Annotated in this window: 23 protein-coding genes; 15 read left to right on the top strand and 8 right to left on the bottom strand. The window is 65.4% G+C overall.

From position 1 onward, the window contains the following. Nucleotides 1-2 precede the first annotated feature (2 nt). The 9 genes from CQ040_RS05830 (at nucleotide 3) to CQ040_RS05870 (ending at nucleotide 11,064) form a co-directional block, all read left to right on the top strand. Entirely contained in the window at nucleotides 3-923 is a 921-nt protein-coding gene (locus CQ040_RS05830; protein ID WP_105525723.1) for an RluA family pseudouridine synthase, read from the top strand. Nucleotides 924-971: 48 nt separating this feature from the next. Beyond that, complete coding sequence (locus CQ040_RS05835) at nucleotides 972-1,571, top strand: GNAT family N-acetyltransferase (RefSeq protein WP_105525724.1); 600 nt, start codon at nucleotides 972-974, stop codon at nucleotides 1,569-1,571. A gap of 100 nt (nucleotides 1,572-1,671) precedes the next feature. Further along, nucleotides 1,672-2,277: an RNA polymerase sigma factor gene (locus CQ040_RS05840; RefSeq protein ID WP_105525725.1), complete on the top strand. Its 606-nt coding sequence runs from the start codon at nucleotides 1,672-1,674 to the stop codon at nucleotides 2,275-2,277. Continuing rightward, entirely contained in the window at nucleotides 2,252-3,352 is a 1,101-nt protein-coding gene (locus CQ040_RS05845; RefSeq protein WP_105525726.1) for a hypothetical protein, read from the top strand. The genes CQ040_RS05840 and CQ040_RS05845 overlap by 26 nt, the downstream gene beginning before the upstream one ends. Before the next feature lie 72 nt (nucleotides 3,353-3,424). Next, nucleotides 3,425-6,943 (top strand): DNA polymerase III subunit alpha, encoded by a 3,519-nt coding sequence (dnaE, locus tag CQ040_RS05850; protein ID WP_028501528.1) that lies wholly within the window; start codon nucleotides 3,425-3,427, stop codon nucleotides 6,941-6,943. Between the two features lie 71 nt (nucleotides 6,944-7,014). Next, nucleotides 7,015-8,229: a hypothetical protein gene (locus CQ040_RS05855; RefSeq protein ID WP_105525727.1), complete on the top strand. Its 1,215-nt coding sequence runs from the start codon at nucleotides 7,015-7,017 to the stop codon at nucleotides 8,227-8,229. Between the two features lies 1 nt (nucleotide 8,230). Further along, entirely contained in the window at nucleotides 8,231-9,535 is a 1,305-nt protein-coding gene (gene hisD, locus CQ040_RS05860; RefSeq protein ID WP_105525728.1) for a histidinol dehydrogenase, read from the top strand. Nucleotides 9,536-9,545: 10 nt separating this feature from the next. Beyond that, nucleotides 9,546-10,016: a transcriptional regulator NrdR gene (gene nrdR / locus CQ040_RS05865; RefSeq protein ID WP_028501531.1), complete on the top strand. Its 471-nt coding sequence runs from the start codon at nucleotides 9,546-9,548 to the stop codon at nucleotides 10,014-10,016. A 10-nt stretch (nucleotides 10,017-10,026) separates the two neighbouring features. Further along, entirely contained in the window at nucleotides 10,027-11,064 is a 1,038-nt protein-coding gene (locus tag CQ040_RS05870) for a quinone-dependent dihydroorotate dehydrogenase (RefSeq protein WP_105525729.1), read from the top strand. Here CQ040_RS05870 and CQ040_RS05875 read toward each other — a convergent pair. Continuing rightward, nucleotides 11,039-11,611, bottom strand: coding sequence for a DUF3043 domain-containing protein (locus CQ040_RS05875; RefSeq protein ID WP_105525730.1), 573 nt, complete (start codon nucleotides 11,609-11,611; stop codon nucleotides 11,039-11,041). The two genes, CQ040_RS05870 and CQ040_RS05875, sit on opposite strands and share 26 nt — an antisense overlap. Before the next feature lie 46 nt (nucleotides 11,612-11,657). On the opposite strand from CQ040_RS05875, the gene CQ040_RS05880 reads away from it, so the two are divergent. From CQ040_RS05880 to CQ040_RS05900, 5 genes are all read left to right on the top strand, one after another. Beyond that, on the top strand, nucleotides 11,658-13,061 hold the full coding sequence (locus CQ040_RS05880) for a dipeptidase (RefSeq protein ID WP_105525731.1): 1,404 nt from the start codon (nucleotides 11,658-11,660) through the stop codon (nucleotides 13,059-13,061). 70 nt (nucleotides 13,062-13,131) lie between these two features. Beyond that, nucleotides 13,132-13,494, top strand: coding sequence for an iron-sulfur cluster insertion protein ErpA (gene erpA / locus CQ040_RS05885; protein ID WP_028501535.1), 363 nt, complete (start codon nucleotides 13,132-13,134; stop codon nucleotides 13,492-13,494). 141 nt (nucleotides 13,495-13,635) lie between these two features. Then, the gene (gene coxB / locus CQ040_RS05890) at nucleotides 13,636-14,538 is read left to right on the top strand and encodes a cytochrome c oxidase subunit II (RefSeq protein ID WP_105525732.1); all 903 of its coding nucleotides are present in this window, start codon (nucleotides 13,636-13,638) and stop codon (nucleotides 14,536-14,538) included. Between the two features lie 3 nt (nucleotides 14,539-14,541). Further along, a complete protein-coding gene (ctaD, locus tag CQ040_RS05895; protein ID WP_181156717.1) occupies nucleotides 14,542-16,275 on the top strand; it encodes a cytochrome c oxidase subunit I in 1,734 nt (577 codons plus the stop codon). 3 nt (nucleotides 16,276-16,278) lie between these two features. Next, on the top strand, nucleotides 16,279-16,713 hold the full coding sequence (locus CQ040_RS05900) for a cytochrome c oxidase subunit 4 (protein ID WP_028501538.1): 435 nt from the start codon (nucleotides 16,279-16,281) through the stop codon (nucleotides 16,711-16,713). A 69-nt stretch (nucleotides 16,714-16,782) separates the two neighbouring features. Here CQ040_RS05900 and CQ040_RS05905 read toward each other — a convergent pair whose 3' ends face one another. The 7 genes from CQ040_RS05905 to CQ040_RS05935 all read right to left on the bottom strand — a co-directional run bounded on the left by CQ040_RS05905 (nucleotide 16,783) and on the right by CQ040_RS05935 (nucleotide 22,615). Continuing rightward, on the bottom strand, nucleotides 16,783-17,202 hold the full coding sequence (locus CQ040_RS05905; RefSeq protein ID WP_105525733.1) for a rhodanese-like domain-containing protein: 420 nt from the start codon (nucleotides 17,200-17,202) through the stop codon (nucleotides 16,783-16,785). A 102-nt stretch (nucleotides 17,203-17,304) separates the two neighbouring features. After that, the gene (locus CQ040_RS05910) at nucleotides 17,305-17,820 is read right to left on the bottom strand and encodes a GNAT family N-acetyltransferase (RefSeq protein ID WP_105525734.1); all 516 of its coding nucleotides are present in this window, start codon (nucleotides 17,818-17,820) and stop codon (nucleotides 17,305-17,307) included. Between the two features lie 2 nt (nucleotides 17,821-17,822). After that, complete coding sequence (locus CQ040_RS05915) at nucleotides 17,823-18,230, bottom strand: RidA family protein (protein ID WP_105525735.1); 408 nt, start codon at nucleotides 18,228-18,230, stop codon at nucleotides 17,823-17,825. An 82-nt stretch (nucleotides 18,231-18,312) separates the two neighbouring features. Next, the gene (locus CQ040_RS05920; protein ID WP_028501542.1) at nucleotides 18,313-20,127 is read right to left on the bottom strand and encodes a cytochrome bc complex cytochrome b subunit; all 1,815 of its coding nucleotides are present in this window, start codon (nucleotides 20,125-20,127) and stop codon (nucleotides 18,313-18,315) included. Next, nucleotides 20,124-21,200, bottom strand: a complete 1,077-nt coding sequence (locus CQ040_RS05925; protein WP_105525736.1) for a ubiquinol-cytochrome c reductase iron-sulfur subunit — start codon at nucleotides 21,198-21,200, stop codon at nucleotides 20,124-20,126. Before CQ040_RS05925 ends, CQ040_RS05920 begins: the two co-directional genes overlap by 4 nt. A gap of 36 nt (nucleotides 21,201-21,236) precedes the next feature. Next, entirely contained in the window at nucleotides 21,237-22,037 is an 801-nt protein-coding gene (locus CQ040_RS05930; RefSeq protein WP_028501544.1) for a c-type cytochrome, read from the bottom strand. Between the two features lie 20 nt (nucleotides 22,038-22,057). Beyond that, entirely contained in the window at nucleotides 22,058-22,615 is a 558-nt protein-coding gene (locus tag CQ040_RS05935) for a heme-copper oxidase subunit III (RefSeq protein ID WP_258131215.1), read from the bottom strand. A gap of 288 nt (nucleotides 22,616-22,903) precedes the next feature. Between CQ040_RS05935 and trpD the strand changes: the two genes are divergently transcribed. Beyond that, a complete protein-coding gene (gene trpD / locus CQ040_RS05940) occupies nucleotides 22,904-23,974 on the top strand; it encodes an anthranilate phosphoribosyltransferase (RefSeq protein WP_105525737.1) in 1,071 nt (356 codons plus the stop codon). Nucleotides 23,975-23,976: the final 2 nt, after the last annotated feature.

Here is a 23,976-nt window from a genome sequence, read left to right on the forward strand (position 1 = left end):
CGGTGGAGTCCCGATCGCTGCCGGTTCCCGACGGTTTGGACGGCACGCGCGTCGACGCGGCGCTGGCGAAGCTGATGGGGTTCTCCCGCACGTTCGCCGCTGATGTCGCCGCGGCCGGGGGAGTGCGACTCGACGGCGTGACGCTCGACAAATCCGACCGCCTGCGCGGCGGCGGCTGGCTCGACGTCGAATGGCAGCCCAAAGAGGCGCCGAGGATCATCCCGATCGCGGTGCCGGAGCTCGGCATCGTGTACGACGACGACGACATCGTTGTGGTCGACAAGCCGACCGGTGTCGCCGCGCACCCCTCGATCGGTTGGGAGGGACCGACGGTAGTCGGTGCCCTCGCGGCAGCGGGCTTCCGTGTCGCGACCAGTGGTGCCCCGGAGCGCCAGGGAGTCGTGCATCGACTCGATGTGGGTACCAGTGGACTCATGGTCGTCGCCAAGTCCGAGCACGCGTACACGGTCCTGAAGCAGGCGTTCAAGGATCGTACCGTCGAGAAGATCTATCACGCGGTGGTTCAGGGGCATCCTGACCCGCTTGCGGGAACGATCGAGGCGCCGATCGGGCGTCATCCGAACCATTCCTGGAAGTTCGCGGTGGTCCCGGACGGGAAGCCTTCGGTCACGCACTACGAAACGCTCGAGGCATTTCCTGGCGCGTCACTGCTGGAGATCCACCTCGAGACCGGCCGTACGCACCAGATCCGTGTGCACATGGCGGCGCACCGGCATCCGTGCGTCGGCGATCCGCTCTACGGCGCTGATCCGACGATGTCGGCCCGGCTCGGGCTCTCCCGACAGTGGCTGCACGCGCACAAGCTGGCGTTCGCCCACCCGGCGACGGGAGACTGGATGCAGTTCGAGTCTCCGTATCCCGAAGACTTCCGTCACGCGTTGGACGTGTTGCGCGGCGACTGATCCGTGTTTCGCCGACCGGGTGTCGGTGTTGTGCGCGACACTGAGCGCATGACCATCGAGGTTCGCCCTGCGATCGAATTCGACGACGTCGCGACGCTCGTCGGACCGAAGAAGCCGACGTCGAACGTGTGCTTCTGTCTGAGCTATCGGATCGGCAACAAGGAGAATGTGGCGCTGACGGGCTCAGCCCGTGCCGATCGCGTGCGCGAGCTGTGCCATGAAGATCCGCCGCCCGGCGTGATCGCGTATCTCGACGGTGAGCCGGTCGGGTGGGCGGCGGTGCATCCGCGGAACGATACGAGCTTCGCCCGCAACCGGCTGATCCCGCAGGTCGACGATCTCGACGTGTGGTCGCTGTGGTGCTTCCGCGTGCGCCCGGGCTATCGGAAGCAGGGCATCTCGCATGCGCTGATAGACGGAGCTGTGGCCTATGCGAAGGAACGAGGGGCTCCGGCCGTGGAGGGGTACCCGGTCGACAACGGCGGTGAGAAGGTCAACCTGACGATGGCGTACGTCGGAACGCGGTCGTTGTTCGAGAGCGCGGGCTTCGTGAAGGCGGCAGACACCGGGTCTGTCCTGGATGGGTTCCCTCGGGTGTTGATGCGGCTCGATCTGGGGGCATCGCAGAAGTCGACGAAGAAGGCGTGAACCGTTCGACGGCGCACGGCCAATACATAGCAATGAGTGTCGTAGATTCGCTGCCGTGACGAGTTTCGAACCGTCCTCGCGTTCTGGGGCAATACATAGTGTGAGCACAGACAGCGAGATCATTCAGCGCTCGCTCGGGCAACCCCGAGCCTTCGCCGAACTGTTCGATCGGCATGCCAGGACTCTGGGCGGCTACGCCGCCCGCCGTCTCGGTGCCGATGCGGGCGAGGACATCCTCAGTGAGACGTTCCTGGTCGCGTTCGCACGGCGGAAGTCGTTCGACACGGCCTGGGACTCGGCGCTTCCGTGGTTGTACGGGATCGCGTCCCGGTTGATCAAGAAACATCGGGCTCGAGAGGCCAAGCATCTGCGATCGAGCGCGGCGTCAGCCGCCAGAGAAGAGCACATCTCACATGGTGACCTCGACGTGACGGTCGCCCGACTCGATGCCGAGATCTCCACTCGGGAGCTGGCTCCGATGATCGCGTCGCTCTCTGCGAAGGATCGCGAGACCCTGCTGCTCTACGCCTGGGGAGATCTCACCTATGAGGAGATCGCCATTGCCCTCGGCGTCCCTGTGGGGACCGTCCGATCGCGCATCAACCGCGTGCGGACCCGGTTGAACCCGGGCCGTGCGAACAGCCGGAATCGAGTCTTGAACGAGAAGGAAGGAGAGGTCGATGGACGTTTTCGAGCGCGTGCGTGAGGTCAACCGGGGGGCTGGCCTGCCAGAGGAGCGGATCACCGCGGCGAGAGCGCGGCTTCTCACCGGGATCGACGAGGGGCGGAGTGCGGAGCGGAAGCGGATCGCCCGGCGTCCGATGTTCATGATCGCCGGGGCAGTGGCCGGAGTGGCCGCGGTGACGGCCGGTGTCGTGGTGATCAGTCAGCCGACGGCGCCGGCCCCGAGCGTCGAGGCGATCCCGCGGGAGAGCGTCCGACCGACGCCGCAGACGTCGCCGACACCGCAGCCCACTCCCACCTCGGGGACCACGGTCACAGAACCGTTCCCGGGCACGACCCCGCAGGCGGGGCAGTATCTCCGAATCGTGAACACGACGGAGTCTCTCACCTACCGGGACGACCGGTCTATCTACACGGCCTGGGGCGAGTCCGGGTTGAGCGGGGTGCAGCCGGTCTCGGCGCTAACGGTTCGCGAGGTGAGCGAGGTGTATGCGCCCGCTGATCGGACGACCGAGTGGTCCGGTCGGTACGGTTCCCAGGAACGCGTCGCCTACTTCCCGGAGAATCCGGGTCCGGATGGCGTGGCTGTATGGGATAGCCTCCTGCCGCCCACGTCGGGAGCGCACGAGTGGCGCAGCTTCGGAGGGATCGAAGTCGGCGTCTCTCCGCTGCTCGGCTCGGTGGAGTGGGCCGCCGCGTTCCCGCGGGACCCGCAGGCGCTTCTCGATTTCGCGCGCACGTACATGCGTGGCTACGAGCAGACCCCTGAGCAATCGAATGAGGCTGCAGTCGACACCCTCATCAACGTGCTGCGATCGAATCTCGCGCCCGCGGATCTCCGCCAGTCCGTACTGAAGGCACTCGACCTCGCCGGGGTCGGGACCTCGAAGGCCGACGGGGTGGTCACGTACCGGATGGTGTATGAGCACATGGACCACCGGACCGACACGATCTCCATCGACACCGCGACGGGGTGGGCCACCGAGTACTCGTTGCGTTCGGATCGCGTCGATGCGGGACCACGGGAGATGGTCCCTCAGACCGTGCCTGACATCCGGATGACGTTCTCCGTCTCCATCGTCGACTCCGCTCCGTAGCGCCATCACCTCCCGGCGACAGGGCCCCGACGCCGACCTCCGGTGTCGGGGCTCCGCCGTAGACTCGAAGGCATGGCATCCGACTCCTTCGTCCACCTGCATGTGCACAGCGAGTACTCGATGCTCGACGGTGCTGCGAAGATCAGCGCGATGACACAGGCGGCTGCCGACTACGGCATGCCTGCCATCGCTGTGACCGATCATGGCAACACTTTCGCTGCCTTCGAGTTCTACAAAGCCGCCAATGCTGCGGGCGTCAAGCCGATCATCGGCCTCGAGGCGTACATGACGCCCGGCACACACCGCAGCGACAAGACGCGTGTGCAGTGGGGTTCGCCCGATCAGAAGAGCGACGACGTCTCCGGTTCCGGTGCGTACACGCACATGACCATGTGGAGCCAGAGCACCGAAGGCATGCACAACCTCTTCCGGATCAGTTCCCGGTCGAGCCTTGAAGGCTACTACTTCAAGCCCCGAATGGACCGCGAGCTGCTCCAGACCTACGGCAAGGGGATCATCGCCACGACGGGGTGCCCGTCGGGCGAAGTGCAGACACGGCTCCGGCTGGGTCAGTACGACGCCGCGCGAGCGGCCGCAGCGGAGTTCCAGGACATCTTCGGCAAGGAGAACTACTTCGCCGAGATCATGGACCACGGTCTCTCGATCGAGCGACGGGTGATGACAGACCTCCTCCGCCTCGCGAAGGATCTGAACATCCCGCTCGTCGCCACCAACGACTCGCACTACACCCACCAGCACGAGGCCGATGCCCACGAGGCCCTGCTGTGCGTGCAGTCCGGGTCGACGATGGACGACCCCAACCGGTTCAAGTTCGACGGCGACGGCTACTACATCAAGACGGCCGCCGAGATGCGGCAGCTGTTCCGCGACCACCCCGAGGCATGTGACAACACGCTGCTGATCGCAGAGCGTTGCGAAGTCGAGTTCAACACTGCGGCGAACTACATGCCGCGGTTCCCCGTGCCCGACGGCGAGACCGAAGACAGCTGGCTCATCAAAGAGGTCGAGACGGGCCTCCACTACCGGTATCCCGGCGGCATCCCCGACAAGGTGCGCAAGCAGGCCGAGTACGAGACCGGGATCATCCTGCAGATGGGCTTCCCCGGCTACTTCCTCGTCGTCGCGGACTTCATCAACTGGGCCAAGGACAACGGCATCCGCGTCGGTCCTGGCCGTGGCTCCGGTGCCGGTTCCATGGTCGCGTATGCGATGAAGATCACCGATCTCGACCCGCTCGAGCACGGCCTGATCTTCGAGCGGTTCCTCAACCCCGATCGTGTCTCGATGCCCGACTTCGACGTCGACTTCGATGATCGTCGCCGCGGCGAGGTCATCGACTACGTCACGGAGAAGTACGGCTCGGAGCGCGTCGCCCAGATCGTCACCTACGGCACCATCAAGTCCAAGCAGGCGCTGAAGGACGCCGGCCGTGTGCTCGGGTTCCCGTTCAGCATGGGGGAGCGGCTCACCAAGGCGATGCCGCCGCCCGTGATGGGCAAGGACATGCCCCTCGACGGCATGTTCGACTCGGCCCATCCTCGCTACAAAGAGGCGAGCGAGTTCCGTGCCCTGATCGACACCGATCCCGAGGCGAAGACGGTCTTCGACCGCGCTCTCGGTCTCGAGGGACTGAAGCGCCAATGGGGTGTGCACGCCGCCGGTGTGATCATGTCTTCCGATCCGCTGCTCGACATCATCCCGATCATGAAGCGCGAGCAGGACGGCCAGATCGTCACGCAGTTCGACTACCCGTCGTGCGAGTCGCTCGGTCTGATCAAGATGGACTTCCTGGGGCTCCGAAACCTCACGATCATCTCCGACGCGCTCGACAACATCCGGATGAACCGGGGTGAAGAACTCGACCTCGAGCACCTCGAACTCGACGACCGCGGCGCCTACGATCTCCTCGGCCGTGGTGAGTCGCTCGGGGTGTTCCAGCTCGATGGCGGGCCGATGCGCTCCCTCATGCGCCTCATGAAGCCCGACAACTTCGGTGACATCTCGGCCCTCATCGCGCTGTACCGTCCTGGCCCCATGGGCGCGAACTCGCACACGAACTACGCGCTCCGAAAGAACGGCCTGCAGCCGATCACCCCGATCCACCCCGAGTTCACAGAGTCGCTCGCCGACATCCTCGAGGAGTCGTACGGTCTGATCATCTATCAGGAGCAGGTCATGGCCATCGCCCAGCGCGTTGCCGGGTTCTCGCTCGGACAAGCCGACATCCTTCGTCGAGCGATGGGTAAGAAGAAGAAGTCCGAGCTGGACAAGCAGTTCGCGGGTTTCCAGAGCGGCATGCACGCGAACGGATACTCCGACGGCGCTGTCAACGCGCTCTGGGAGATCCTGCTGCCGTTCTCCGACTATGCCTTCAACAAGGCGCACTCGGCCGCGTACGGGGTGGTCTCGTATTGGACGGCCTACCTCAAAGCGCATTACCCCGCCGAGTACATGGCGGCGCTGCTCACCAGCGTGGGCGACTCCAAAGACAAGATGGCGCTGTATCTGAACGAGTGCCGCCGCATGGGCATCAAGGTGCTGCCGCCCGACGTGTCCGAATCGATCAACTTCTTCGCCGCAGTCGGCGACGACATCCGCTTCGGTCTCGGGGCCGTGCGCAACGTCGGCAGCAACGTGGTCGAGGGGATCGTCCAGTCCCGCAAGGACGAGCGCTTCACCTCGTTCCATCACTTCCTCGACAAGGTGCCGCTGCACGTGTCGAACAAGCGCACCGTCGAGTCGCTGATCAAAGCCGGAGCTTTCGACTCGATGGGAGATTCGCGTCGGGCGCTCATGGAGGTGCATGAAGACGCGGTCGAGGCGGCCGTCGATCGCAAGCGCAACGAGGCCCAAGGCGCCATCGGGTTCGACTTCGACAGCCTCTACGAGGGCATGGAAGAAGCGGCACCCGCCAAGGTTCCCGCCCGTCCTGAGTGGATCAAGAAGGACAAGCTCGCGTTCGAGCGAGAGATGCTCGGCCTCTACGTGTCGGACCACCCGCTCGCGGGGCTCGAGGTCCCGCTCGCGAAGCATGCATCGATCTCGATCCATGACTTGAACAACTCCGAAGACATGCAAGATGGCGACCAGGTGACGGTGGCCGGTCTCGTGACCAGCGTGCAGCACCGCGTCGCCAAGGCCAGCGGCAATCCCTACGGCATGATCACTGTCGAGGACTTCAACGGTGAGGTCACCGTGATGTTCATGGGCAAGACCTATACCGAGTTCCAACACACCCTGCAGCAGGATGCGATCCTCGCAGTACGTGGCCGCGTGTCCCGACGTGATGACGGGCTCAACCTTCATGCCCAGTCGGCGTTCTCTCCCGACGTCGGATCCTTCGACGCCGCCGGTCCGCTGGCGCTGGTGCTCGCGGAGCAGCGTGCGACCGAGCGGGTGATGATGGAGCTCGCCGAGGTACTGCGCCGACACAACGGCGACACCGAGGTGCTGCTTCGCGTGCACCGCGGCGGAACAGCGAAGGTCTTCGAGGTGCCGATGCCGGTCAAGGTCTCCGCCGACTTGTTCGGTGACCTCAAGTCACTGCTCGGACCCACCTGTCTGGGGTGAGCGGGTAGGATCGTGAGCCGTCGGCAGAACGACGATCCCGCGTCGAGCACTGTGACGAAAGGACCTACCCCATGAGCACGGATCTTCCCGAAGCGGAGCCGGAAGACACGGTTTTCAGCGACGAGGACGGCGTCCTCTACGACGAAGAGGTAACCCCTGAGTTCGGCATCCTCGGATTCACGCTGCGTGAGCTGCTCATCGTCGGCGTCTGGGTGCTGTCGTTCGTCTTCTCCTTCTTCCCGCTGATCGGCGACCTCTCGCTGTGGGGCGTGGGCATCCAGTGGGTCCTTCCGGTGGCGTTGCCGACTGTCGCGGTGTTCCTCCTGATCCTGCGCCGTTTCTCGCCCGATGGCATCAGGAGAGTCGGCTCACTGGGCATCGACCAGTTCGCCTCGGTCGCGTTCTCCGTGTCCGCCGTCGTCTGGGCCGGGAGCCTGTGGCTCGCGATCTCAGCCTTGATCTCCACCGGACACTGGAGCCTCCCGTGGAACGGGGTCGCGATGGTCGTCACGTCGCTGGCCCTCGTCGCTCTCACGGTGTTCGCCCCGATCATTCCCGGGCTGAAGGATGACTTCCACGGTCGTCTCGTGACTCTCGCCCACCGCAACGCCAATCCCGTGCGCCCCGTCATCGCCCGGCCGCGTCCGGAGCCCGCGGTTGCACCCGTCGTCGAAGATCCCGCATCGAGCGTCGAAGAACCCGCATTGAGCGTCGAAGAACCGACGGACGTCACCGTGGACACTTCCGTGCTTCCTCCGGTCGCACACCTCGACATCGATGACTCGAACCGACAGGCGACCGACGAGATCGCACGTTTCGACCTGGCCGAGCAGGTGCCGCTCACAGCGCACGCCTCGGGCGGAGGGATCGGCACTGAGCAAGGCGTATCCGACGAGGAGTACGTGCCCACGTACTCCCGACGCTCCCGTGGACAGGAGCCGGAGATCGTCTCGGATACCGGAAGCATCGAGTCGCTGCTGGAGACCGCGGCGACCTATGAGACCGCCGGTGTCGCAGATGATGCCGACCCCCTCCTCGAGGAGCGACTCGCGGACGCTGACCTCGACGCGACGAACCCACGGGAGGCAGCTCCGGTTGCCCAGCCGTTCTGGATTCTCGCGCCGTCAGAGCGCGACGTCCATGACGAGCGCGGCGAACCGCTGTTCCGCATCGGCCCGAATGCCTGGGCGCTCGTGATCGAAGACCGAGGGGGTGCGTTCGTCGTCCGACATGATGACGGACGGATCGGTTACCTCCACGACATCTCCGACATCACGAAGGGCTGAAATGCGCACGATCGATCTGCGAGGGCGAGAGCTCTCGCCCGCAGACATGCTCGCTGCCGTGCCGCGGGCCACGCAGGCCCGCGCCGAGGCGCTCGACACCGCGGCACGTATCGTCGAGGACGTGCGAGAGCGCGGCGAAGCCGCCCTGCGCGAGCAGGCGGAACGCTTCGACGCGGTCTCGGACCACGCCGTGCGGATTCCCGCCGAGCACATCACCGAGGCGCTGACCGAACTCGCTCCTGAGGTTCGGAGCGCGCTCGAGGAGGCGATCCGCCGTGTGAGGCTCGCCTCTGCCGCACAGGTACCCGCCACGCAGGTGACCCGGATCGGCGACGGCGCCGTCATCACGCAGCGCTGGCAGCCGGTGCACCGTGTCGGGGTCTACATCCCCGGAGGCAAGGCGGTCTATCCGTCCAGCGTGATCATGAACGTCGTCCCTGCGCAGGTCGCCGGTGTGGAGCAGATCGCGCTGGCCTCACCCCCGCAAGCCGATCAGGGCGGACGGATCCACCCGACGATCCTCGCGGCGGCTGGACTGCTGGGCGTCACCGAGGTGTACGCGATGGGCGGAGCCGGAGCGATCGGCGCGTTCGCGCACGGTGTCCCGTCGCTCGGCCTCGACCCGGTCGATGTCGTGTCCGGTCCTGGAAACAACTACGTCGCCTCGGCCAAGCGTGCAGTGGCCGGAGTCGTCGGAACGGACTCAGAAGCGGGGGCGACGGAGATCCTGGTCGTGGCCGACGCCGCAGCTGATCCTCGTCTCATCGCGGCCGACCTCGTCAGCCAGGCCGAGCACGACGAACAGGCATCTGCAGTTCTGGTCACCGATGCGGTGCAGGTCGCCGAACTGGTCGCCGTCGAGGTGGAACGGCTCGCCGCCGTCACCAGGCACAGCGAGCGCGTGGCCGCCGCCTTGTCCGGACCGCAGTCGGCGATCGTGCTCGTCGATGACCGCATCATGGCGACCGCGTTCAGCAACGCCTACGCGCCGGAGCACCTCGAACTGCACCTCGTCGATGCCGAAGAAGCGGCATCGGCCTTCACGAGTGCCGGGGCCGTGTTCGTCGGCGATCAGACCCCGGTCAGCCTCGGCGACTACATGGCCGGCAGCAACCACGTGCTGCCCACCGGGGGACAGGCCCGCTACGCTCCCGGTCTCGGTTCGTACACATTCCTCCGCCCGCAGCAGGTGATCTCCTACGACAGGGCTGCGCTTGCAGCCGTGCGCGCCGGCGTGGTCGCCCTCGCGAACACCGAGGTGCTCCCTGCGCACGGCGAGGCGATCGAGGCCCGTTTCACCGCGTAGGATCGGTCAGATGCACTGCCCCTTCTGTCGTCACTCCGACTCTCGCGTCATCGATTCGCGCACCAGCGACGACGGGCTCTCGATCAGACGGCGCCGTCAGTGCCCGGAGTGTGGGGGTCGTTTCACGACCACCGAGACTGCCAGCCTCAACGTCATCAAACGTTCTGGTGTGATGGAGCCGTTCAGCCGGGAGAAAGTCATCACCGGTGTGCGGAAGGCCTGTCAGGGTCGCCCGGTGACCGAGGGTGACCTCGCCGTGCTCGCGCAGCGCGTCGAGGAGGCTGTTCGGCAGACCGGTGTCTCGCAGCTCGACACGAACGAGATCGGCCTTGCGATCCTCGGTCCGCTGCGAGAGCTCGATGAGGTCGCGTTCCTACGATTCGCCAGCGTCTACCAGGCGTTCGACTCGCTCGAGGATTTCGAGGCCGCGATCACCGATCTGCGGGCCGACCACACGAAGCGGGAGTCCGAGGACCGGTAATCTTGCAGTGATGTATCCGCTGCTCTTCCGCGCTGTCCTCTCGCGCTTCGACCCCGAGTTCGCCCACCATGCAGGTATGGCGGTGATCCGCGTGCTCGGCACGCCCCCGTTCTCCTGGGCGACGCGGGCGGTCACTCGCCCCGACCCTTCGCTCCGGGTGGAGACGCTCGGGCTCACGTTCCCCTCGCCGTTCGGCGTGGCCGCGGGTTTCGACAAGAACGCGGTCGGTGTGCGCGGTCTCGCCGCCCTCGGCTTCGGGCATGTGGAGGTCGGCACGGTGACGGCGGTCCCTCAGGAGGGAAACCCGAAGCCGCGTCTTTTCCGTCTGATCGCGGATCGTGCAGTCATCAACCGGATGGGCTTCAACAATGCCGGCGCAGATGCAGCGGCTCGTCGTCTCGCCCGGCTTCGTCGGGGCGCTCCTGACACGGTGATCGGTGTCAACATCGGGAAGAGCCGGGTGGTCGAGGTCGAGAACGCGACCGCAGACTATGTGGCCTCAGCGACCCGACTCGCCCCTCTTGCCGACTATCTGGCAGTGAACGTGTCATCCCCGAACACCCCGGGCCTGCGTGGCCTGCAGGCCGTGGAGACGCTAGCGCCGCTGCTTCGCGCCGTTCGCGAAGCCTCAGGGACCACCCCGCTGCTGGTCAAGATCGCGCCCGATCTTCCCGACGAGGAGATCTCGGCGATCGCGAAGATGGCTGTGGCCGAGGGGCTCGCGGGCATCATCGCGCACAACACCACGATCAGCCGAGACGGCCTGCTCACCGATGCTGCGACGGTCGAGGCAGCAGGAGCAGGCGGGCTTTCCGGCGCGCCGTTGAAGGAGCGCTCGCTCGAAGTCCTCCGAGTCGTGCGCGAAGCGGTGCCGGCAGACTTCTGCGTGATCGCGGTCGGCGGGGTCGAGACTCCGGCCGACGTTCAGGAACGCCTCGATGCCGGTGCGACCCTGGTTCAGGGCTACACCGCTTTCCTGTACCGCGGCCCGTTCTGGGGTCGCGAGATCAACAGGGGACTGGTCAGTCGGGGTACTGTCCGCGCTTGACCTGCGGCTTCGGAAGGCGCATGAAACGCATCTGCAGGGCGCGCATCGCGGCATACCAGCCGAGGCCGCGCTCGAGGCGATCCTTGCCGAACTTCGCCGCGACCTTGCGCTTGACCCGCATGCCGAGCAGGACCATGCCTCCGATGGCGATCACCAAGTACCCCATCATCACGATGTAGGCGTAGAACGAGATGACAGAGCTTGCCGGCACGAGCGAGGCGAGGATGACGAGCACCATGACGCCCATCACGAACTCGGCCGGGTGCCAGCCCGCGTCGACGTAGTCGCGCACCCAACGGCGCTGCGGACCCTTGTCGCGGACCGGGAGGTACTTCTCCTCGCCGGCAGCCATGCCGGCCTGTGCTTTGGCGCGGCGCTCGTTGAGGTCGGCTTTGGCGGCGGCCTTCGCTTCCTTCGTGTTGGCGACGAGGGGGCGGCGGCGGGCTGCTTCCTGCTCAGCACGAGTCGGCGTCGCGCGCCCCTTGCCGCTTGCCGACGTCTCGGAGGCGTCGTCGTTCGTCGATGGGGAGGCAGGGGTAATGGCCACGGAGTTCCTCGGTTCGCTGACGGGAGATCACCTTAAGATTACTCGCATGACCTCTCCTGTTCTTCCCAGTGACTCCGACGACGCCGTCCTCGAGGCCGTAGCCACCGGTATCCCGTCAGCGCTGTCCGATCTCGGCCACCTCGTGCGCATCCCCGGGATGGCCTGGCCGGCGTTCGATCAGACCCAACTGGAGCGCAGCGCCGAAGCCGTCGCGGAGTTGGCAGCGGGCACCGGAGTATTCGACGAGGTCCGAGTGCTTCGTTCCGGGATCCCCGGCACCGACGAGCAGGGACAGCCGGCCGTTCTCGCAACGCGCAAGGCCCGCAACGGCAAGCCGACGATCCTCCTCTACGCGCACCACGACGTGCAGCCTCCGGGGGAGGACGGGCTGTGGGAGACACCGCCGTTCGAACCGACGGTGCGAGATGGCCGCCTCTACGGGCGCGGCGCGGCGGATGACAAGGCCGGGATCATGGCGCACATCGCGTCGATCCGTGCGGTGAGCGAGGTTCTCGGCGACGACCTCGACCTCGGCATCGCGATGTTCATCGAAGGCGAGGAGGAGTACGGGTCCCGTTCGTTCGCCCAGTTCCTCTCCGACAACAAGGAAGCGCTGCGGGCCGATGCCATCGTCGTGGCGGACTCCGGCAACTGGGATTCCGCCACGCCGGGCCTCACCGTCTCCCTTCGAGGCAACGCGCGATTCACGATGCGCGTGCGCACGCTCGATCACGCCTCCCACTCCGGAATGTTCGGAGGCGCGGTGCCCGACGCGATGATGGCGACGGTCACGCTGCTGTCCACCCTGTGGAACGCCGACGGCTCGGTCGCCGTCGAGGGAATGACCGAGCGCGATGCCCCCACCCCCGACTACACCGAGGCGACGCTTCGCGACGAGGCGGGATTGCTGCCCGCCACCACACCGATCGGCGACGGGACGATTCTCAGCCGGATCTGGAACAAGCCGTCGGTGACCGTGATCGGTATCGATGCCACGAGCGTCGCCGCGGCCTCGAACACGCTGCTTCCTGAAGCCACGGTCGTGATCAGCGCTCGCGTCGCCCCGGGGCAGACCGGGAAGGATGCGTACGAGGCGCTCGAGAGCCACCTTCGCGCGCACGTGCCGTTCGGAGCAGAGCTCACCTTCTCGGACGTCGACCTCGGCGACGGCTTCCTGGTCGATACCAGCGGATGGGCGGTGGCGTTGACCCGCGACGCGATGCGCGACGGCTACGGAGTCCCGCCCATCGACCTGGGAGTGGGCGGTTCGATCCCGTTCATCGCCGATCTCGTGCGGGAGTTCCCGACCGCGCAGATCCTGGTCACCGGGGTGGAAGACCCTCATTCGCGGGCTCACAGTCCCAACGAGTCGCTCCACCTCGACACCTTCCGCCATGCGGTCGCGACCGAGGCGTTGCTGCTCACTCGAATGAATGCCACAGAACTCTGAGCCTCACAGGATCCGCGGCGGTAGAATCGTCCGAGAAGCCGTGCACCTGCGGCCCGTCACAAGGAGCGACATGAGCGACACCACACTCTCCCCGGAGACCACCCGCGCACACGGCGTCACCCTGACCGATGCTGCCGCCACGAAGGTGAAGAACCTTCTCGAGCAGGAGGGGCGCGAAGATCTTCGTCTGCGCGTCGCCGTGCAGCCCGGCGGGTGCTCTGGCCTGATCTACCAGCTGTACTTCGACGAGCGCTACCTCGAGGGCGACGAGACGGTCGACTTCGACGGCGTCGAGGTGATCATCGACAACATGAGTGTTCCGTACCTCGACGGCGCGGCGATCGACTTCAAGGACACGATCTCCGAGCAGGGGTTCACGATCGACAACCCCAATGCGGCGGGCAGCTGCGCCTGCGGCGACAGCTTCCACTGACCCTCGCTTCTGCGGTCACGGCCGCCGTCACCACTGGTGACGGCGGCCGTTCCGCTTCCAGAACCTGCGTGGTTGGCATGAATCAGGTGTGAGGTTGCCCTAGACTTGGGTGTGCTCTGTTCGCGATCTGAAAGGTGCATCGTGCCCTCGAAACGCAGCCTTCGTTGGGCCGCCCTCCCCGTGGGAGTTGCGGCAGCCTTGGCCCTGGCGGGATGTTCTCCCACCGAGCTGAACGGCTTTCTTCCGGGCTTCGTGGAGGGTGGCCCCGCAGCCACCAATCAGACCGAGCGCGTCTCGTCGCTCTGGGTGAACTCCTGGATCGTGCTGCTGGCCGTCGGCATCATCACCTGGGGCCTGATGGCCTGGGCCGCGATCGCCTACCGCCGTCGCAAGGGTCAGACCGGCCTGCCGGTGCAGATGCGCTACAACATGCCGATCGAGATCTTCTACACGATCGTGCCGCTCATCCTCGTGCTGGGGATGTTCTTCTTCACCGCTCGCGATCAGACGGAGATCGAGGCCAAGTGGGACGAGCCCGACGTCGAGATCACCGCGATCGCCAAGCAGTGGGCGTGGGACTTCCAGTACGACGGAGATCAGAAGGACAACTCCGACGCCGTCTGGACGATGGGTATCCAGGCTCAGCCCGACAAGGACGGCAACATCGACCAGGCTGCGCTGCCCACGCTGGTGCTCCCGGTCGATCAGAAGGTCACGATCAACCTGAAGTCGCGTGACGTCATCCACTCCTTCTGGATCATCGACTTCCTTTACAAGAAGGACATGTTCATCGGGAAGGATAACTCCTGGTCGTTCATCCCGACGCGTGAGGGAGAGTACGCCGGCAAGTGCGCCGAGCTCTGCGGTGAGTATCACTCGATGATGCTGTTCAACGTGAAGGTCGTCTCGCAGGCTGAGTACGACGCCTACCTCGCCTCGCTCGAGGAGAAGGGCAACACCGGCGACATCACCGGAGCCTACGACCGTCTCTCGAACTTCCCTGGGACAACCCCGAAGACCGACACCGAGGAAGGAGGGGAGTAAGTCATGTCGACCACAGAAGCTCCCCGTACCGACGAGACCCCCGGGTCGCGCCCCAACGCTCTGCCCGCCCGCCAGGCCGCTCTCATGAGCTCCTCGCGTGTCGAGCAGAAGGGGAACATCGTCGTCAAGTGGATCACCTCCACTGACCACAAGACCATCGGGTACATGTATCTGATCGCGTCGGTGATGTTCTTCCTGCTCGGCGGTGTGATGGCACTCGTCATCCGCGCCGAGCTGTTCGCGCCGGGAATGCAGATCATCCCGACGAAGGAGCAGTACAACCAGCTGTTCACGATGCACGGCACGATCATGCTGCTGATGTTCGCGACACCGCTGTTCGCGGGCTTCGCCAATGCGATCCTGCCGTTGCAGATCGGTGCTCCTGACGTCGCCTTCCCGCGTCTGAACGCCTTCGCCTTCTGGCTCTTCCTCTTCGGCTCCACGATCGCGGTCGCCGGCTTCCTCACCCCGCAGGGTGCGGCTTCCTTCGGTTGGTTCGCCTATCAACCTCTGGCAGGAGCATCGTTCTCCCCGGGAGCGGGTGGCAACCTCTGGATGGTCGGCCTCGGCATCTCGGGTTTCGGAACGATCCTCGGTGCCGTCAACTTCATCACCACGATCATCACCATGCGAGCTCCCGGCATGACGATGTGGCGCATGCCGATCTTCACGTGGAACACGCTCATCACGAGCCTCCTCATCCTGATGGCGTTCCCGGTGCTGGCAGCGGCCATCTTCGCGGCTGCTGCAGACCGCATCCTGGGTGCTCACATCTACGACCCGGCCAACGGCGGCGTCCTGCTCTGGCAGCACCTCTTCTGGTTCTTCGGGCACCCTGAGGTGTACATCATCGCGCTGCCGTTCTTCGGCATCGTCTCGGAGATCTTCCCGGTCTTCAGCCGCAAGCCGATCTTCGGTTATAAGACCTTGGTCTATGCGACGATCGCCATCGCGGCGCTCTCCGTCGCGGTGTGGGCTCACCACATGTACGTCACCGGTTCGGTGCTGTTGCCGTTCTTCGCGCTCATGACGATGCTCATCGCTGTGCCGACAGGCGTGAAGATCTTCAACTGGATCGGCACGCTCTGGCGAGGGTCAGTGACGTTCGAGACACCGATGGTCTTCGCTCTCGGCTTCCTCGTGTCGTTCGTGTTCGGTGGTCTGACCGGTGTGATCCTCGCGGCCCCGCCGCTGGACTTCGCGCTCTCCGACTCGTACTTCGTGGTCGCCCACTTCCACTACGTGGTGTTCGGCACCGTGGTGTTCGCCATGTTCGCCGGCTTCTACTTCTGGTGGCCGAAGTGGACAGGGCGCATGCTGAACGAGCGTCTCGGCTACGTGCACTTCTGGTTGCTGTTCATCGGTTTCCACATGACGTTCCTCATTCAGCACTGGCTGGGTGTCGACGGCATGGTGCGTCGCTACGCGGACTACTCGGAAGCTGACGGCTGGACCTGGCAGAACCAGGTCTCCACGATCGGTGCGATCATCCTCGGTGCCTCGATGCTGCCGTTCTTCCTGAACGTGTGGATCACGGCCCGCAAGGCTCCGAAGGTCACGGTCAACGACCCGTGGGGCTATGGTGCATCGCTCGAGTGGGCCACATCGTGCCCGCCGCCGCGACACAACTTCACGTCGATCCCGCGCATCCGCAGCGAGCGTCCCGCGTTCGATCTGAATCATCCCGAGGCTGCCGAGTTCGCGACCACGGCTCCCGGCGAGCGAGAGGCCCACTAAGTCATGCGCGACAACGTCATTCTCTGGTGGGTCCTGACGGCCTTCTTCGCCCTCGTCGGCGTCGTCTACACGGGCTGGCACATCCTTGCCACGCCGTCGGACAACTTCGCAATGCGGATCGAGTGGGTCGGCACGGTCGCGCTGTTCTTCGCAGCCTTCATGGCAGCGATGATCGCGTTCTACCTCGATCGCACGCACAAGGCGCAGCAGGGTGAGCTGCCCGAAGACATCCTGACCGCCGACATCGATGACGGTGACCCGGAGCTCGGCGAGTTCAGCCCGTGGTCCTGGTGGCCCATGGTCCTCGCTGCCTCGGCCGGAGTCTTCGTGGTCGGACTCGCGGTGGGGCACTTCCTCCTCCCGATCGGTATCGCGATCTTCGTCGTCGCGATCGTCGGCTGGGTGTACGAGTACTACCGCGGCAACTTCGCCCGCTGACGCAGCTGTATTGAAGAAGGCCCTCGGATTCGTCCGAGGGCCTTCTTCGTATGCAGGGGAGGGCCGTGGTCAGGCGCGAGTGCGGATACGGGCGATCCCGGTCAGCGGATCCACGGGACGGTGGTGGGTGCCGTCGGCGTCTTCGACCGCATAACCCTCGCGGACCCAGTACTCGAACCCGCCGATCATCTCTCGCACCTTGTATCCCAGACGCGCGAACTCGAGCGCACCCTTCGCGCCCGCGTTGCATCCAGGACTCCAGCAGTAGACGACGACTTCCGCGTCCGCTGGCACTTCGATCGGCGCGCGTGAGGCGATCTCGCTGTAGTGCATGTGCACGGCTCCGGCGACCCTTCCTTGAGCCCACGCCTCATCCGACCGGACGTCGATGACGAAGATGTTCTCGCCGGCCTTCTGCGCGGCATGAACATCGCTGGGGTCGGTCTCATAGGTCAGCTTGGCCGTGTAGAAGTCGGTGCGATCGATCATGGCTTCAGCCTAAACAGCAGGCGTTCGTCCTACCCAGCGGATTTCCGTCGCTCTGCATGCGAATGCCGTCATTGCGTCGCGCCGACTGTCAGCGCTTGAGCGTCACAGCTCGGCGGTCATCTGTACTCGTGGACCGAACTCGAAGAGCCCGAGAGCCTCTTCTACCCGCACGAGGCCGATGAGCAATGGCGTCTGAGGCTCGGTCGTGATGAAGCCGCAGGTCTCGTAGAACGGAGCATTCCAAGGTACGTCGACGTAGGTGCGGAGCGTGATCTCGGAGTGACCGCGGCGGCGGGCTTCCGCAAGTGCGCCCTCGACGAGCTGACGCCCGATGCCGCGTCGACCGAACGCGGGGAGTACCGAAAGCTGTTCGAGGTGCGCGTGTCCGTCGAGATCGAGGACATGTACGAACCCGACGATCATAGGGGCGGCTGTTGCGTCTCCTGAGTGCTCGGCTACGAGGACGAACCCGGGAGAGGACGCGCGGTCGTCGGCTGGAGTCGGGGGAGGCCAGTCGACGGCGCCGAAGCGATCGACGAGAAGGGCATCTGCCGCGGTTTCGATCTGTTCGGTCGCTGCGGCATCGTCCGCTCGAGCTGGTCGCAGATGGATCTCCATGATCAGTCTGCGGCGACGGCGGCGATCGCTTCGATCTCCACGAGCTGGTGGTCGTAGCCGAGGACGGTGACGCCCAGGAGCGTGCTGGGGACGTCGTGCGCGCCGAAAGCGGCATGAATCACATCCCAGGCCGTGACGAGGTCAGCCTGTGCGGAGGAGGCCACCAGCACGCGTGTGCTGATGACATCCGTGAGGGTCGCACCGGCGACGTCGAGTGCCGCCTTGAGCGTCTCCACACATCTTGCCGCCTGAGCCGCGTAGTCGCCCGGCGCCGCAGTCGTCCCGTCGTCATTGAGCGGGCACGCTCCGGCGAGGAAGATCAGCCGGGAACCGGTCGGCGCTGTCGCGGCATAGGCGTAAGGAGCATCGGCGAGGGCGGAGGCGCGGATCAGCTGGACGACGGATGACATGGTGGTTCGATCCTTTCATGCAGGGATAACGATGAAGGCCCCGTCCGTGTGGACGAGGCCTTCATCAGCAGGGGAGTGGCGGCTACTCGCCGTCTTCCGACTTCTTGTTGCGAGGCTTCTTCACCGGCTCGGTGGCGATCACCGTGCTCGGCGTGTTCGGCGTCTCGTCGACGTGCGTCTCATCGACCGTGAGCGGGGCGTCGGGGAATCCTGCACGCTCGTGAGCGCCCTGGATCTCTGCGGCCTCGGTCTCATCGTTGTGAGCCGTGACGTGGTTCTGGTGCGCGTCTGCGGCTTCGACCTCGGCCTGCGTGAGCGGTGCGAGGCGGTCCTCGAAGAACCAGCGGGAGATCGAGGAACGGAGGTTCTCCGTCCACGGGATGCGTCCCTTGGCATTCGGGCGGACCACGAGGGGCTCGTAGCCGTCGACGTCGATGAGCTTCCAGCGGTCGTACTTGTCGACCGGCTGGTGCACCTCGATGAACTCGCCGCCGGGGAGGCGGACGATGCGCCCGGACTCGAAGCCGTGCAGCACGATCTCGCGGTCCTTCTTCTGCAGCGCGATGCAGATGCGCTTGGTGACGAAGTAGCCGAGGATCGGGCCCAGGAACAGCAGCGCCTGCAGGGTGTGGATGACCCCCTCCATCGTGAGCATGAAGTGCGTCGCGATGAGGTCGGAGGATGCGGCAGCCCACAGGACGGCGTAGAAGATGACGCCGGCAACACCGATCGCCGTGCGCGTCGCCGCGTTGCGGGGGCGCTGTGCGAGGTGGTGCTCACGCTTGTCGCCGGTGAGCCACGCCTCGAGGAAGGGGTAGATCGCGACGGCGACGATGAAGAGACCGAGTACCAGGACCGGTGCGATGATTCCGAACGACCAGGTGTGGTCGAGGAACACGATGTCCCAGTTCGACGGTGCCAGACGCAACGCGCCGTCGGCGAAGCCGATGTACCAGTCCGGCTGCGTACCGGCGGAGACAGGGGAGGGGTCGTACGGGCCGTAGTTCCAGATCGGGTTGATCTGGAAGAACGTCGCTATCAGCACGATGGTGCCGAACACGATGAACAGGTAGCCGCCCATCTTGGACATGTAGACCGGCATCATCGGGTAGCCCACGACGTTGTCGTTCGTGCGGCCGGGGCCGGCGAACTGCGTGTGCTTGTTGATGATCATGAGCATCAGGTGCACGACGATGAGCGCGATCACGAGCATCGGCAACAGCAGGATGTGCAGTGTGTAGAGGCGTCCGACGATGTCGGTACCCGGGAACTCTCCACCGAACAGCAGGAACGAGGTCCACGTGCCGATGAGGGGGAGGCCCTTGATCATGCCGTCGATGATGCGCAGACCGTTGCCCGAGAGCAGGTCGTCGGGGAGCGAGTAGCCGGTGAAGCCCTCAGCCATCGCCAGGACGAACAGCACGAAGCCGATCACCCAGTTCAGCTCGCGGGGCTTGCGGAAGGCACCGGTGAAGTACACGCGGAGCATGTGCACGCCGATGCCGGCGATGAACACGAGCGCTGCCCAGTGGTGGATCTGACGGACCAGGAGGCCGCCTCGCAGGTCGAACGAGATGTGCAGCGACGACTCGAGCGCCGCGGACATCTCGATACCACGCATCGGTGCGTACGCGCCGGTGTAGTGGGTCTCGACCATGGACGCCTGGAAGAAGAACGTCAGGAAGGTGCCGGAGATGAACACGACGACGAAGCTCCACAGAGCGATCTCGCCGAGCATGAACGACCAGTGATCGGGGAAGATCTTGCGTCCGAGCTCCTTGACGAAGCCGGAGAGGCTGGTGCGCTCATCGATGTAGTTCGACGCGGCGCCGACGAAGCGACCGCCGAGCGGCGCTTTGGTGTCTTTGTCCTCTTTGGACAGCGTTGCGGTGCTCAATGGCGCTCCCAGAAGCTCGGGCCGACGGGTTCCTTGAAGTCGCTGCGTGCGACCAGGTAGCCCTCGTCATCGACGGTGATGGGCAGCTGCGGCAGCGGACGTGCCGCCGGGCCGAAGATGACCTTTGCGTGGTCCGTGACGTCGAACTGCGACTGGTGGCACGGGCACAGCAGGTGGTGGGTCTGCTGCTCGTACAGAGCCACAGGGCATCCGACGTGCGTGCAGACCTTGGAGTAGGCGACGATGCCGTCGTAGGACCAGTCCTTGCGGTCCTCGGCCTCGATCAGCTGCTCGGGGCGCAGACGCATCATCAGGACGATGGCCTTGGCCTTCTCCTCGAGGTAGCCGTCGCTGTGGCTGAGCGTCGCGAGCTCTTCCGGGATCACGTGGAATGCGGAACCAAGGGTCACGTCCGCTGCGCGGATCGGGGTGCCGTCGGGGTCGCGCACCAGGCGGGCGCCCTTGTCCCACATCGTGTGCTTGAGCAGCACGACCGGGTCACCCGCGGTGGGGTCTTCCGGCGTCGAGTGCGGTGCGAGGCCACGGAACAGCGTGACACCGGGAATGATCGAGGCGACGAGCGCGGCGAACAGCGAGTTGCGGATCACCGCACGGCGCCCGAAGCCGGACTCCTCGTTCGCGTCGGCGAACGCCTGGATGGCGGCCTCGCGCGTCGAGTCCTTGCCACGGGTGGGGTGACGGTGCTCGATGAACTCCTTGTCGGACATCAGCGCCTTGGACCAGTGGATGGCACCGATGCCGAGGGCCAGCAGCGCGAGAGCGATGCCGAGACCGATGAAGAGGTTGTTCTGCCGGATGTCGATGAGCGCGCCGCTCTCGATCGGGAACAGCATGTAGGCGGCGACCGCCCAAATGCTGCCGGCGAGGGAGAGGTAGAACAGCGTGTAGACAGTGCGGACAGCGGCCTTCTCAGCGCGCGGGTCCTTGTCGGTCATCCGCTCGCGATGCGGCGGAAGCCCGGGGTTCTGCACGGGATCGCTGACTGCGACACCCAGCCCCGGAGAGGGCTGGTAGGCCCTGTCAAGAGCCTGCGAGTCGTCGTCGTGTGCCATGGTGCTCCTCGTACGTTCCTCTTCGATGATTAAGCGTCAGTTGGACTTCGCCGTGATCCACACGGTGACGGCGACGAGCGCGCCGATACCGAAGATCCAGACGAACAGGCCCTCGGAGACCGGCCCGAGCGAACCGAGCGAGAATCCGCCGATCTGCACGGACTGCTGCTGGAAGAGCAGCGCCGAGATGATGTCGCGCTTGTCTTCGTCGGACAGGTTCATGTCGCCGAAGACCGGCATGTTCTGCGGGCCGGTGACCATGGCCGCGTACATGTGCAGCGCGCTGGTCTCGCTGAGCCCCGGGGCGTACTTGCCCTCGGTGAGCGCTCCACCGGCAGCGGCCACGTTGTGGCACATCGCGCAGTTGACGCGGAACAGCTCTGCGCCGTTCGCGACATCGCCCTTGCCGTCGAGGATGCCCTCATGCGGGAAGGTCGGTCCGGGGGCCTCGGACTGCACGAAGGACGAGATCGCGAGGATCTGGTCTTCGGTGAACTGCGGTGCCTTCTGCGGAGCCTGCGGTCCCTGCATCTGCAGAGGCATGCGACCGGTCGACAGCTGGAACTCGGTCGCCAGCTCGCCCACGCCGTAGAGGCTCGGACCGTTGGCGGTTCCCTGCAGGTCGAGACCGTGACAGGTGGCGCAGTTGGCCGTGAACAGCTTCTCGCCGTCTTCGACCGTCAGCTGGGTCGTCGCGGACTGCGTGTCGGACGCAGCGAACGCAGCGGACGCACCTGCGTACACGGCGCCCGTGATCATGAGGCCTGCTCCGATGAGCGCGGCCGCCGCCAAAGGGCTGCGACGACCGCTGGAACGGCGCTTCTTCTCTCGTGCCATCTCGGGGATCAGCTCCGCTCTTATTTCAGGAAGTAGATAACGAGGAACAGCACGATCCAGACGACGTCGACGAAGTGCCAGTAGTAGGACACCACGATCGAGGAGGTCGCCTCCTTGTGCCGGAAGTTCTTGACGGCGTATGCACGGCCGATGACGAGCAGGAACGCGACGAGGCCACCCGTGACGTGCAGGGCGTGGAAGCCCGTGGTCAGGTAGAACGCGGAGGCGTACGAGTCGGCGTTGATCGGCATGCCTTCAGCGACGAGCTGTGCGTACTCCCACACCTGGCCGGAGACGAAGATCGCTCCGAGAGCGAAGGTGAGGAAGAACCACTCGACCATTCCCCAGCCGAAGAGGCGACGGCGTCCGGCGCCGTTCTTCTGACCCTTGCCGATCTTGTAGGGCTGCAGGTCTTCTGCCGCGAACACGCCCATCTGGCACGTGAACGAGGAGAGGACGAGGATCAAGGTGTTCACTGCGGCGAACGGGACGTTCAGCAGCTCGGTCCGGTCTGCCCACAGCTCAGGTGAGGTGCTGCGGAGGGTGAAGTAGATCGCGAAGAGTCCCGCGAAGAACATCACCTCACTGCCGAGCCACACAATGGTGCCGACAGCTACCGGGTTGGGCCGCTTGATCGTTCTCGCCGCCGGGGCATACGTCGCTGAGGTCGTCACCCCTCCATTATGGCCGATCCGCGGGCGTGATTCTTGCACCGACGACCCTCGAATTGCCGGTCGGTGACTTAGGGGACCCTAAGAAAACACTGCGAATACCCGGTGAATCCGCGGGAAACAAGGGGTGGGCGCGAAGTGCACATGCGTTCGGAAGCATCTGCATGTTTTCTCCGCGCCGATAGGATCGCACACATGGCTGATTCGCTGACCTGGTCCGACGTGCTCACCTCGCTTCTGGAGCGTCGTGACCTCAGCGTCTGGGAGTCCACATGGGCGATGCGTCAGATCATGCAGGGCAATGTGACCGAGGCTCAGCTGGCGGGCTTCCTCGTCGCGCTCCGCGCGAAGGGCGAGACGATCGACGAGATCGTCGGGTTCCGTGACGCGATCCTCGAGGCGGCCGTCCCGCTTCCCGTCTCACCGAACGTGCTCGACATCGTCGGAACCGGTGGCGATCGTGTCGGCACGGTGAACGTCTCCACCACGGCGGCGATCATCATCGGCGCCACCGGGGTGCCGGTGGTGAAGCACGGGAACCGGGCCGCGAGCTCCGCATCGGGCTCCTCTGACGTCCTCGGCGCGCTCGGTCTCGAGTTGTCTCTCGATCCGGCAGCCGTGGCCTCCATCCTCGACCGCACCGGCATCACGTTCGCCTGGGCGGGCGCATTCCACCCCGGATTCAAGCACGCGGGCCCCGTCCGAGCAGAGCTCGGCATTCCCACCGTGTTCAACATGCTCGGCCCGCTCTGCAACCCCGCTCGCGCGGAAGCCAACGCCGTGGGCGTCGCGCAGATCGAGCGCGTTCCGTTGATCACCGGTGTGTTCCGGACCCGTGGCGCCACGGCACTCGTCTTCCGCGGTGATGACGGGCTCGACGAACTCACGACGACGGGGCACAGCCGCATCTGGGAGGTCACTCGCGGAGACATCCACGAACACGACCTCGACCCTCGCGACCTCGGAATCCCGGTCGCCGATCTCGCAGACCTCATCGGCGGATCACCGCAGCACAATGCGGACATCCTCCGCCGCACGCTTGCGGGTGAGACCGGTGCCGTGCGGGACATCGTGCTGCTCAACGCGGCCGCGGGCATCGTCGCGTTCGAACTCTCTCAGGATGCCACTCAGGTGCAGCGGCCCATCCTCGAGCGGCTGCGTGCCGGGTACGACAAGGCGTCGGCGGCCGTGGACGACGGCCGCGCGCTGGCGAAGCTCGATCAGTGGATCGCAGTGAGCCGTGAGCTGGCGGCTCCCCAGGCCTGACC

Source organism: Microbacterium sp. MYb54, assembly GCF_002979515.1.
In the GTDB taxonomy this organism is placed as follows: domain Bacteria; phylum Actinomycetota; class Actinomycetes; order Actinomycetales; family Microbacteriaceae; genus Microbacterium.